General features: G+C 36.5%; 9 protein-coding genes and 1 riboswitch. Of the genes, 2 read left to right on the top strand and 7 right to left on the bottom strand.

Annotation, left to right across the window (positions count from 1 at the left end; all coding sequences use genetic code 11):
- Positions 1-168: 168 nt before the first annotated feature.
- Positions 169-390 (bottom strand): DUF2187 family protein, encoded by a 222-nt coding sequence (locus AC625_RS03765; protein WP_049680060.1) that lies wholly within the window; start codon positions 388-390, stop codon positions 169-171.
- A gap of 1,124 nt (positions 391-1,514) precedes the next feature.
- A riboswitch (SAM riboswitch) is annotated at positions 1,515-1,620 on the bottom strand.
- A 109-nt stretch (positions 1,621-1,729) separates the two neighbouring features.
- The gene (locus AC625_RS03760; protein WP_049680059.1) at positions 1,730-2,512 is read right to left on the bottom strand and encodes a carbon-nitrogen family hydrolase; all 783 of its coding nucleotides are present in this window, start codon (positions 2,510-2,512) and stop codon (positions 1,730-1,732) included.
- A gap of 81 nt (positions 2,513-2,593) precedes the next feature.
- On the opposite strand from AC625_RS03760, the gene AC625_RS03755 reads away from it, so the two are divergent.
- The gene (locus tag AC625_RS03755; protein ID WP_049680058.1) at positions 2,594-3,757 is read left to right on the top strand and encodes a pyridoxal phosphate-dependent aminotransferase; all 1,164 of its coding nucleotides are present in this window, start codon (positions 2,594-2,596) and stop codon (positions 3,755-3,757) included.
- 551 nt (positions 3,758-4,308) lie between these two features.
- Positions 4,309-5,616: an ATP-binding protein gene (locus tag AC625_RS03750; protein ID WP_049680057.1), complete on the top strand. Its 1,308-nt coding sequence runs from the start codon at positions 4,309-4,311 to the stop codon at positions 5,614-5,616.
- Positions 5,617-5,846: 230 nt separating this feature from the next.
- On the opposite strand, the gene AC625_RS03745 is transcribed toward AC625_RS03750, so the two are convergent.
- The 5 genes from AC625_RS03745 to AC625_RS03720 all read right to left on the bottom strand — a co-directional run bounded on the left by AC625_RS03745 (position 5,847) and on the right by AC625_RS03720 (position 12,745).
- Positions 5,847-6,791 (bottom strand): FkbM family methyltransferase, encoded by a 945-nt coding sequence (locus AC625_RS03745; protein ID WP_049680056.1) that lies wholly within the window; start codon positions 6,789-6,791, stop codon positions 5,847-5,849.
- A 350-nt stretch (positions 6,792-7,141) separates the two neighbouring features.
- Positions 7,142-8,494: an FAD-binding oxidoreductase gene (locus AC625_RS03735; RefSeq protein ID WP_049680054.1), complete on the bottom strand. Its 1,353-nt coding sequence runs from the start codon at positions 8,492-8,494 to the stop codon at positions 7,142-7,144.
- A 330-nt stretch (positions 8,495-8,824) separates the two neighbouring features.
- Positions 8,825-9,811 (bottom strand): diaminopimelate dehydrogenase, encoded by a 987-nt coding sequence (locus tag AC625_RS03730; protein ID WP_049680053.1) that lies wholly within the window; start codon positions 9,809-9,811, stop codon positions 8,825-8,827.
- Between the two features lie 257 nt (positions 9,812-10,068).
- Positions 10,069-11,082, bottom strand: coding sequence for a DUF1646 family protein (locus AC625_RS03725; RefSeq protein ID WP_049680052.1), 1,014 nt, complete (start codon positions 11,080-11,082; stop codon positions 10,069-10,071).
- A 742-nt stretch (positions 11,083-11,824) separates the two neighbouring features.
- Positions 11,825-12,745 carry a patatin-like phospholipase family protein gene (locus AC625_RS03720; RefSeq protein WP_049680051.1) on the bottom strand — a complete coding sequence of 307 codons (921 nt, stop codon included), beginning with the start codon at positions 12,743-12,745 and terminating at the stop codon, positions 11,825-11,827.
- Between the last annotated feature and the right edge of the window lie 296 nt (positions 12,746-13,041).

Raw genomic sequence — 13,041 nt, 5'->3', positions numbered from 1 at the left:
TAGCTTGCTTTTTATTTCGTATGGTCTTTTTCCTGATTATTGAGCTTGATTTTCATCATCGTTGCAAATGAACAGGGCTTTTGTTTGAAAGAAAGTTAAAATGCGAGTGTCCCAAAAGGTTCACTCCCTCACTACTTGAATGTAGTTGGGACTGAACCTTTCTCTCATTTACTTAATTAGTTTATAATTTTTATGATTTACCACAGTATTTATTGGTTCGTCCTTTTTTGTATTTCTTCCAATTTCCACAATAACAGAGTTTTCCCGCACCATTACTACTTTCCCTTTCTTCCCTTGTTCGAGGCCACTTTTTATTTCGATCATGTCCCCAGCGTTCACTTTTTTAATGTTAGATGCCTGGTTCTTACTATTATTTTTTTCTTCTGCCATATTATATACCCCTTTTACTATGATATTGTTTTGAATATGGAGACTTTTTTCATAACTATACACTTTTATGTAGGATCGAAAGTCTGCTCCATATGTGCCATAGCCTCCACCAGTTCAATGTTTTTTAAACAGGCCCAAAATCCTAATTTATTCCTTTTTATCCAATAGTAAGAAAATACAGGTAGAAATAATCTCCTAAACTGGTTAAACATTCTAGCCAATGAACAAATCGAATCAACATGAAGGTTAAATATCTTACAGGTAGTTATCGTTAGCAATTTGGGGGTTAATATACTAAGGAATGTATGACAAATTTCAATAAGCAATTTGCATAAAATATTCGATTGGACGAACTATAGCTATTAGTTCATTGGGTTAACAACTTTCCGCATTCGTTACATACACAAATTCCACTTTACGTTTAATAATCACTTTTGGCAGACTGGCTGGGTTTATACAATTTTGCTTGATACACAACTCAGTGGGGTCTTTTGTGGACAAGCTTTATAGCAGATACAGCGCACACTTCAAACACAGGAAGAGCTTTTATATTTTGAAACTTCAGCGATTAAAACGGCTTTCAGGCTACAAAACAAAAAAAGCCACAATCTTGCTGGCCTCATGAAGGGTTTCGCGAGAGATTGTGGAAAGAGTAATTGGCGAAAAAAAGAACATACGGCCGAAAGAGGATGATCTGTAGATTTAATTCGAAGGTCACAGGTCTTGTTCATAAGCTATCTTAAACGAAGCTATAGCATAACAGAAGCTAAGGACGATTCAAATTTCGAACCACCACCTAGCCTCTTATCTTGTTCATTTATTAGCGCACTTACAATAGTTTATTGGTATAGCTACATAAGAATAGTTAATAATAAAACTTAGAAGTGAATCTTTTTTATACACTACCGTTATTTAGGTATTCTTTTATACTTCTGTTAAATCAAACCTTTATCCGAAGTACAACTACTTTTTCTTTTTGTATATCTTAGAAAGATTACGAATTTTGATCATACGATTCCTCATATTTCTCCAAATTAACAAGTCATTAAAAAAAGATAGACTTTTCATCCTACAGAAAAATGCTCCCTTCAACTGAAAGGAGCATCGAAATACGAAAGAATCTCGACTTATCTTTCAGAATGAAGATCATTCTGCCGGATTGGCGCCTTCCTAATATTTGGGGTTTCTGGACGTCATAGGGCCTAGTCCCTCGGTCGCTCTGGATAAGTATCATGGTTAAATTTCATGTAATTAATATATTATAAAAACACCTTATTATTGTCAATTTTTTAAAAATAATAAAACACTACTACTCTAGCAGTGTACCCATTTTCCCCCCTTATGATTCGTATAAATCCGTCCGCCTGTCTTGATAAACTGGAATCGTCTTCCGCACCCGATCGACTTCCTCTAAATCAAGTTCCGCGTACAAGATCCCTTCCTCTGTTTGATTGCTAATAAGTAGCTCACCCCAAGGTGCAATGACCATGGAATGACCATTAAATTCATTATTTGGGTCCTTGCCGACGCGGTTGACAGCCACGATAAAACATTGATTTTCAATCGCCCGAGCTTGCAATAATAATTGCCAATGGTCGATCCGTTGCTTTGGCCACTCAGCCGGTATAAACATAATCTTAGCTCCATTTAAAGTATGTGTACGAATCCATTCGGGAAAACGTACATCATAACAGATGACCCCGCCACAGGTAATACCATCCATTTCGAATACATTCATGCTTTGTCCTTCGTTCAAATATACATGCTCATCCATCAACTTGAACAGATGGGCTTTATCGTAGGCAGCGACTATTTTCCCCGTTCTGTCTACGATATACATTGTGTTAAAGAATTTACCTCCCCTTTTCGTTGCTACTGAACCACCTACAATATTTACTTGATGTTTTTTGGCAAGATGAGCCAACATCTTTCTTGCCATACTTCCCTCTCGATCAGCTAGTCTATCAAGTTGATCGAGAGCGTAGCCCGTATTCCACATTTCTGGAAAAACAATAACATCTACTTGTGCATTTGCCGCTTCTTCAATGTATTTTTCAATCGCTGTAAAATTTTTACCTGGCTCACCAAAAGCGATATCCATTTGCACACAAGCAACCTTCATTTTTTGCCACCTCTAGACTTTTTTATCTAAATATTATAAAATTTTAGATTAAATAGCAACTCTTTCATAAAGGTGGTTCACATGGAATATTCAGAACGATTAAAAAAATTACCAGTACAATTTTTTGCAAGTCTTGTTGAAAAGGTAGGCAAAGCAATTGCTGAAGGACGGGATGTCATCAATTTAGGGCAAGGCAACCCAGATCAGCCGACACCACCTCACATCATCAAAGCACTGCAAACTGCGGCAGAGGACCCTCAAACTCACAAATATTCTCCGTTTCGCGGACTTAATGAGTTGAAGATCGCTGCTAGCGAATTTTATAAAAAACAATATGGCGTAGATATCAACCCAGAGACTGAAGTAGCTATTTTATTCGGGACGAAAACCGGTTTAGTTGAGTTGCCGATGTGCTTGTTAAATGAAGGTGAACTCATGTTATTACCTGATCCAGGTTACCCGGATTATTTATCTGGTGCAGTATTGGCGAACGTTGAGTATCAGACCTTCCCGCTTAAAGCTGAAAATCACTTTTTACCTGATTTCAACGCTATACCGCTAAAACAAAGGGAAGCAACAAAATTAATGTATCTTAACTATCCGAACAATCCGACTGGAGCTACAGTAGATCGGACTTTCTTCGAAGAAACGGTTGCTTTTGCGAAAAAACATTCCATTACGATTTTGCATGATTTTGCCTATGGCGCCATCGGTTTTGATGAAAAAAAACCAGTAAGCTTTCTTGAAGTTGACGGTGCAAAAGACGTTGGTGTGGAAATGTATACCTTATCGAAAACCTACAATATGGCTGGTTGGCGTGTTGGCTTTGCAGTCGGGAACCCCAAAATAATCGAAGCTTTAAACCTTATCCAGGATCATTTATACGTCAGTCTATTTCCTGCTGTGCAAAAGGCCGCAGTTGCAGCGCTTACAGATAATCAGCAATGTGTCGAAGACCTCGTAATCCGTTATGAACAACGTCGAAATGCTTTTATTGCGGCATGCCAAAATATTGGCTGGAAAGTCGAAGCGCCGACTGGATCATTCTTCGCTTGGTTGCCTGTTCCTAACGGTTTTACAAGTGAGGCTTTCGCCGATTATTTGCTTGAGAAAGCGGATGTAGCGGTAGCTGCTGGAAGAGGTTTTGGGGAATATGGTGAAGGCTATATCCGAGTCGGTTTATTGGTGGATGAAGAGTTGTTGGTGAAGGCCGTTGATCGGATTGGAAAACTCAATCTATTCTAATGGTAAAGTGCTCTTACTCTATTTGTACTATCAAGCTAAAACAGTCATCAAAATACTATTATTGATTATGAAGTAGTTATATCACGCTATTTTTTCAAAGATGGGAACTGATATCCTTTCTTTTTCCTTTCCGGTGAAACTCTGAAAAAGCGATTATCAATGGATATAATCACAAAAATTACAAGTCTCATATATAAAGAGATTGAACATATCAAGGCTTTATAACCTATTTGACACCAGATATCATCCATAATAAATCGTTTAAGATATAGTAAGAGTCTGGCATAAATTTTGTCAGACCTTTTTGTGAAGAGGTTCTCCGATGCTACTTTTCCTCGTTCGACTTATAAAAAAAAGACTACTGTATACACACATCTTTAACACATCGCTCCTCGAATTTCTTGACCTTTTATTACAAATTTTCTTTAATTTCTTTTGTTCCCCAAAACCCCCACTTTTCTAATTACCTCTAGTAATAATTTACTTATTTTGGTATACTTCACATATAATATTTTAATTATTCATACTATTATTGAAAGTTCGGTGCAGCTATGGATCTTTTGACGAAGGATTTACTTATCAACTTTTTATTTATTCTTCTTTCTCTATTTTTAGTACAAATGGTTTATTTGATTAAATATGCGTATCGATTAGAAGAAATAAAAGGCTGGGTTATTGGTATTTTTCCAGTAATCTCTCTTATCCTATGTATGCTAATTCCTGTTGCTCTTGACAAAAATTTCGTCTGGGACCTTCGCTGGATTCCCTTTATTTTAGGTGGTTTAATCGGAGGATTTCGCTTAGGTTTTCTTCAATTGTTATTAGTTCTAATCATCCGCTATTTTCAAGGTAATGATGTGGGTTTTTATGTGACAGCAATCACATTCACCTTTATCGGTGTATTCGTATTCTTCTTATCTAAATACTATTTACAAATGAACATTAAACAAAAAGTAGCGTTAAGTTTAGCGTTAATTATTTTTGCCTTATTTAGTTCATTATTTGTTTCAATACATATATTTGGCGCTAGTTTAGATAACTTGTTTTGGACGAAGTATGTCGCCATTCATATCATCGGCATATCCATTTCCACTCTTCTTTGGGAAGTGATCCAAACAAATTTTCAGGTGCTACAAAAGTTAGTGAAAGCAGAAAAATTACAAATTGTAAGCCATCTTGCTGCAAGCATCTCTCATGAAGTCAGAAATCCACTTACTGTCAGCCGAGGATTTATCCAAATGTTATCTGAAGGTGAAGCCACACAAGCGAGAAAAGAGTATGCAATTATTGCGTTACAAGAATTGGATCGTGCTACAGAAGTGATTAACGATTATTTAACTTTTGCCAAACCAGCATTCGATATAGAAGAAAATATTAATATTAATGAGGAAATTCAGCATGCCGTCAATGTCATTATCCCCTTAGCCAATATGAATGGAATACAGGTGAAGTTATCTTTAGTAGATGATCATCATTATTATGTTGCTAAAGGGGACAGAAAAAAATTCCAACAATGCTTGATTAATATCATGAAAAATGGAATTGAGTCGATGTCAAATCACGGAGAAATTAAAATCCATTTAAACTATGAAGGTACCACGATCCATATTAATATTCAGGATGAAGGAACAGGGATGACACAAGAACAAATCGATCGTCTTGGGGAACCTTATTTTACAACAAAGGAAAAAGGAACGGGACTTGGAATGATGGTTTCATTTAGTATTATTAAAGGGATGAATGGGAACATTCATGTGACTAGCGAGCATGGGAAAGGAACCTGTTTCTCTATTCTCCTACCAGTCTCTTCAATGAGCGATCGTATGACTCAAGACACTCACTTTACAAAAATGGTATAGGAAACAAGCCGTTCAGTCCTTAAATCAACTTGGAAGTTATTCGATAAAGCGATACTGCAAACTAAAATTCAATGAATTACAGACTAATTCTATGGCAACGTCTGTGCATCTCACCAATCAGGGATTTACAGGCGCTGTTAAACCGAGGTAAATTAGCCGCAAGTGCTTATGACAAATCAAATAGTGAGAAGAAGTCCATCCTGAATGAATGGGCTTCTTCTCACTATTTTTTAGGCCTTAGCTTGTATATCGAAATTAAATACTCCCATGTTCTCTTCATCTGTTACAACTAGTAAATCTGTATGAATATAGTCCGTTCCAAAAATCATTTTTAAATCTTCATAATGAACATCGTCAGCTTTAACTAAGATATCATCTTCTATATACATGTAAATCGTAAAGTACTTTTGCAAAAAAGAAAAAAACGCCTCTATTTTTATTCCTGATTTTTCAATATATTCACTATTAAATTCAATAAAACCAATCGCAGATTCACATCTCTCGAATAACTCGAACATTCCTTTTAAGACGAATGCTTCATACCCTTCTACATCTACTTTAAATAGAACGGTTCCGTTAGTTAAGTCTTTCTTAATGATTGAATCAATCGTGATGGTTCGAACTGGTACCTTTTCAATCATATTGTGAGAAGGCATATAGGAAGCAGAAGATGTCCCCGACCAATGTTTATCGATAAAGAATTCTTTCTGTTCGTCGTCTTTGTCTGATGCAAAGGCATTGATAATCGTGATTTGGGTTTTATTCGGATGAACCTCTCTGGACTTAATAATGTATTGAATTAGATGGTGATTTGCCTCGATTCCATATATAATTGTTCGATCTGAATAGGTTGTAGAAAAAAGACATTCACCATAGTTTACTCCTACGTCTATGATCAAATCTGGTGAAAACTCTTTTACAGATGTGCTCCAAAAATAGGAGAGCCGCTTTTGTGTGATTCCATTGCTAATTAATAGCGCTCTACCACGATTTTCCTCTGAATTAACATATAGTACATTGGTCGAAGGTAATACGATTTTGTTTGGAATTTTATCAATGTTTAATGTTTTAAATTTAAGGTAAATCCCCAAGTCAATCAAAAATCTCCAAACTTTAGGGTGACGCTCCCACATATTCATTATAAAGGGGGTACGAACTGCTACTTTTGATATCAAAGTATATCCTCCTACTTGTTTTCTCCATTAGAAGCTTGTATTGTGTACTGCTATGATTTCTTTAACTTATAGGAAAATCCTCCAACAGAATCATAGATTAACAAAACATTTACAAATAGAGTTGTTATCGTGAAAGAAACAGGCGAAGCTTATCATGATTATTTGCCTACCGAAAATGAACTTGATCAACTAAACCCGTTATATACGTACTTGCAACTACGAAAGATATTAAATCCCTTAAAAACATTGGAATTGGCACGCAATCCCCTGTTGTTTAGATGGATACTTCGGAAAATGATAAAAGAAAATGACTCGTTAAGCATTGCCTTCAGAGTCATTTCCTTTCGTTATTAAAATATTCGTTTATTGAAGGGAGGGATACTTTGAGGAAATGTAAATACGTTATACGGATCATAAACGGTTTTAACTTTTCTAAGCTGGTTGGCATTTTCTCCATAGTAGGCGTTTGGCCATTCTTTGATATAAATATCCGGCCAGTTCACATAATCGCCCATTGTATTCTGTGATAGCCCCCTCCTTAGACTTTCAATCCAATGAATGTTTTGCCGTTCCTCACTAGTGGAATTCCAAGAAGAAATATACTCCTGAGCAATAATGGCTTCTCGGTAATAGTAGGCTGTATCTTTAGGACCAAGTCGCCCCACTGCCCCCCCCAGTGATTGATGCCATATGGCTGCATTTTCATTAGGTGCTCTGGCCAAGAATTGTTTCATCTTTAGAATGGCTTCTCTAGGAAGTGGTTCTTCTATAAACGAACCGGATCTCTTAAAATTGGTTGGACGGTCTCCGCTTGGAGAATCAAAAAATTGAACCGTATCAATATACGGCACCTCTTTTATTCTTTGATGTACGGGACTGCCGGCTTTTAATAACGGCTGAATTAGCTGTTTTAACTTGGCAATAGGGCCAACAAATTCCCCAAGTACTTCAATTCTGTTTACTTCCTTCGCTCTTAATTCAATAGTAGAAGTAAGGCGTTTATTCGCAAATGGTGCCCAATTCTGCCATACGTTAAAGACCTCCTCAAAATCCTCCCATCCCCATGTAATCGAGAAAATTGATACGTCTGAGATTGGATGTACCCTAAATGTTAAGGACGTGACAATGCCAAAGTTCCCGCCACCACCACCACGGGAAGCCCAAAATAAATCGCTATTTTCATATTTATTAGCTTTAATAACTTCCGCATCTCTATTGGAAGATGCTTTAACCATTTCAAGTTCAAGAAGATTATCACAAGTCAGTCCAAATAATCTTGTTAATAAACCAATTCCACCGCCAAGCGTGAGGCCGACAATTCCCGTATTGACGGATGTTCCAGCCGGAATGGTGACTCCGTATTTCCATAATTCTTGATATACTTTCCCTAATCCAGCACCTGCCTCAATCTTCGCGGTTAAGCTTTGGCGATTACATATTATTTGATTCATTTCACTTACATCAATAATCAGGCCTCTGTTCACTAAAGAAAAATTTTCAAAACTATGGCGACCGCTTCTCAAACGGAAAGGGACACGATTCTCTCTCGCCCATTTTAATGCATTCACTACATCTTGAACATTTTGACAAAAAACGATTACCCTTGGAAACTTAGGTATACTTAAATTCAGATTTATTCTCGCTTGCTCATAATCAGAATCATTCGGTGTTACAATTCGACCTGTCAGTTTCGTCTTTTCCAAAAAGAATCCCCTTTCTGCAGTTAATTAATGATTTTAATTGTGTAAAGGGTTTTTCTATAAATACTATGAATCAATTTTAGGAAAAGACCTTTGAACTAGATACGCACTATACCCTAAATGAAGATTACAAGTCAGAATCTAAGGTTTTCACGCCGGAATTGGTGCTTTTCGCTCCAATGAAAAAAGGGTCAGACCCCGCAACAACTAAATACAGTATAAGATAAGTGTATGAAACACTAAAATACTGATTTAGAGTGCGAGGTCAGATCCTTTTGAGACACCCATTTTTGTTAAATGTGTATTTAGCTTTATGGAACTCTAATGAAAATCCTACAATAAATCTCTTCTTAATTCTTCTGCAGACTTTGGAGATAAATATACAGGTGCAACCTCATAAACGGTTTTGGCCCCCACTTGACCCTCTTTGTTTAAGCGATAAGCAGCTCGCGCATATGCGACTAATACACTTGCTGTAAATTCTGGATTGCTCTCGAGATTAAGTGAGAATTCAATAATTTGTTTATTTTCTGATCCTGTTTTCCCACCACGAATAACAAAGCCACCATGTGGCAATTGTGAATGATTCTCTTTTAATTCTTCTTCTGTAATAAAGTTTACTTCTGTTTTATAGTCGGCAAAGTAGTTCGGCATCGTTACAATGTCTTGTTCGATTTTTGCTTGATCATATCCGTCTTCCGCTACGACATAGCAAACACGAAGATGTTTCTCTGCAGTGGATAATTCAGGATTCACTCCACTTCTTACTTTTTCAACTGCATCCTCGATTGGTACTGTATATTGAACAGCCCCTCTTACACCTTCAACTCTACGAACAGCATCTGAGTGCCCTTGGCTAACACCTTTCCCCCAGAACGTGTAATTTTCACCGTTCGGCAAAATCGCTTCTGCCATTAAACGATTGATCGAGAACAAACCTGGATCCCAGCCAACAGAGATAATGCTAGTCTTCCCACTTTCTTTTGCAGCACGATCAACTGAATTAAAATATTCAGGAATTTTAGCATGTGTGTCATAACTGTCTATCGTGTTAAACAATTGGGCAAAATCAGGGCCTTGTTCTGGAAGATCCGTTGCCGATCCACCACATAAAATCATAACATCTATTTCATCCTTATAATCCACTGCTTTGGAGATATGTAAAACCTTCACATTTGGTTCATTTACCGAAATACTGTCAGGTGTTCTTCTTGTAAAAATCGCAACAAGCTCCATATCCGGACATTGTTTAATTGCCTCTACTGTTCCTCTGCCGAGATTACCATACCCTACGATTCCTATTTTAATTTGATTGCTCATTGTTTTCCCCTCCAAGTTTGTATTTTTCGAGAACATTTTAAGTCCTAACTATATTATATTACTTTTTTTGTATGACACACAAATATGAGATGTAGATTGATTTATTTCAAAAGTTAGATTGATTCAGAGAGTTAAGTCAGCATTTACTACGATATGGTACTTACTCGTTTATCACATGATTACCAAACAAAAAGGAGCCCCTTCAAACTGTAATGGAGTCCTTTTTCGTCTTATTTACAAGCACATATCCATGCCCATTAATATAAAGTGATAACAATAAAGAAAACAACCATAGTAGCTAAGCCAACAGGAAGGCCAAATTTAGCCCACTCCTTACTTGTGATCCCTAACTTTCCAGCTGAAATAATATTCGGAATATTTCCTGGTATAAGCATTCCACCACTTATCAATAGACCAAGTAGGATTGCCTTTATGGTCGGTTCATCCATCGATGGGCTGATTTCGGCAGCAGCGAGAGTCGCATTATCAAGGACTGCTGAAATCATATTAATCCAGTATAAGATCCCCGTATTTAAATCAAGCAAGTAACGGTTAATCAACGTTTGAAACCCTTCCCCAAGAAGGGTCAGTCCCATGACAAACAAATAAATTTTTATCGTTCTAATCATAATTTCACGATAGGTTTCACTCGATTGATTATTGGACAATCCATCTTGATTTTGTTTCGGATGAACCAGTAACGCAGCAAGAATCCCGAAAATCAGCACAGCAGGTATAACTTCAGGGCCGATTAATCGCAAGAGATAAAAGAAATCCTCTCCTAATTTACTGATGGCGATGGTTGAAAGTGGCTCACCAATCGGTGTTAACGCTGCTCCAAGACCAATAGAGAAGCAAGCTAAAACGACAAGCCGAACTTCCGATTGGCGGTCAAGTGTAAGAACACTGACAATTAGAACTAAAATTAATGCAGCAATAATCGCCGTAATCACACTTGAAATCAAGCCTAAGATAATAACAATTAGAGCAATAAATAACCGAAAAGGCATCGCACGACTTATGCCTAGAATCCCTTTTTCTAAAGGTGTCTTCAGCCACTTAAATAATAGCCCAGCCACCAAAACGGCAATCGTAATTTTAATCGGATCCTCTAATGCTTTAATTAGAAGATTCTTGTCAAATACGCCGCCAACGATTGCAGCTAAAAAACCCATGATAAACAAAAATACTTCTAAGTTCTCTTCAATTCTTTTAACAAAAAAAGGTAAAAACAACACTAGAAGTAAAATAATTAACAGTCCAATAATCATTGATTTCTCCCTTTCAAACAAGCTTTGCTTGCAACAAAATAGTATGTAAAACTCTCTATAAAACTATGTTAACATATAATTTATCACTTTAGTTATATTATTCTGATAATTAAATCAACATTTTAATCTAAAAGCCAATACAATGAGGCTTTTTCTAGTATACTGAACAAAAATGAATGAAAGATTTATGGTCATTTACAGTCGTCTGAATTAAAGAATAATGATAAATCCCTATTACAGTCACTTCCTGCTTTGCACAATGAAAAACACTCGTAAATTAGTAAAAGTTCACAAGTATTTCTTCTATTTTCCATACATAGTAATTCATCGTACTTTATTTTTATCAACATAACCCTCAAAGGTTTGTTGGAACTTTTTGTTGTGTTGATTATAGTTACCACTAGTGTTATTAGGAGTCGGTTGCATATTGCTAGCTTCCGCTCACGATCCCTCTTCCCAATGAAGGATTCCGCCCAACACCTTGCCTTGCGATTGAACCTATGAAACTCATAACGTAATTTACGATAGTTTCCCATGATTACTATTCATCCATTTAAGTCGGATTAACAGTTCATTTCAGATTCGAATCGTAAGGGAAGGTATGAAAGTACGAACCTTTCCTATGACGAAACACTGCTTGCGTAAATAATGGTTACTATTTCAAGCAAAACTGCTAAACAGAAAACACATGTAACGAGAAGAGCCTGCTCTTTTGTTTTGAAGAGATAGAGTTTTCTTTTAACTACTTATTCTTCAATCTTTGCGTTCGTTTGATCTTATATTGTTCAAAATCCCACTTCGACAAAAATTCTTTAGTAGAATTATAGCCTGTTTTATAGAGAAAATCGATTTCATCCTTATTCAGTTCAAAATCAGTTGCGCTGATGTCACCAGTAGGAATTTGAATCGTGCGTTCAATTGTTTCTTTGTTCATATTTCTTAAATCATGGGCTTGAAGCATCGTTTTAAATATATTTTTAAAAAGGTGGATTGGCGTTGGTATAACGGCATTTATGTTCACTTCATTTTTCACAAAATGGAAGCCTAACGTTGGAAAGCGAGGGTTGTCTGTATCAAATATCCATATTGGGAAGTTACTTAGCAATCCACCATCTAAAATGTAGGATTTGTTACGATCTTTTGATTTCCAAATAACCGGACGGAAGAAAAATGGTAATGAGGTACTCATCATAACGGCAGTTGAAATTTTTAAATCAGCAGGAGTCATCCTATAACGATCCAAATCATCTGGCAAAATAAGCATTTGGCCATTCGAAATATCAGAAGCAATAATCTTCAGCTTCCCTTTTGGAAGATCCGCAAATGTCTTAATGCCCTTTTCTGCAAGAAGTGAATCCATCCATGTTTCTAAATAATCGTTTTTATAACATCCAAGATGAACCATAAGTGCTAAAAAGGTGCCCAAAACGGGGACTCGATTCAGGATCGTCCTACCTCGAAGCTTTGAGAAATCAATTTCACTTAGCTGATCTCTAATTTCATAGCTTTTATAGCCGCTTGCCAAAAGTGCGGCTACTACAGCCCCCGCTGATGTCCCCGCCAATCTTTCCCATTCCACTTTTTCCTCTTCCATCGCTTGAATTGCTCCTATAAAAGCAATTCCCCTAACCCCACCACCTTCAAAAACAGCATCTACCTTCAATGTTCTTCACCTCATAAAAGTTATTCATTACTAAACTGCTATAATAATCAATTGACAATCTCTTCAAAAAAAAGACACAACCACTTATTCTGGAATCCTTTTATTTTTCCAGTTCAACTTTTAAAATACGGTTTCCTCGGTTATGCAATCCTATTTAGGTTAAATCCAATAAGCTTTTCTTTATCCTATGAAAAGAGACAAGCTTTTGCTATAAGCCTTAGTCTAATTTGATATAGCTTTCTAAAACGTTCTGATTAAGTAAATATAAACCGTTATATTTATTTAAACTCTTACAG

It is taken from the genome of Peribacillus loiseleuriae, from assembly GCF_001183985.1.
In the GTDB taxonomy this organism is placed as follows: domain Bacteria; phylum Bacillota; class Bacilli; order Bacillales; family DSM-1321; genus Peribacillus; species Peribacillus loiseleuriae.
Note: the sequence above shows the minus strand (reverse complement) of the source record. Positions and strands in the feature narration are given on the sequence as shown.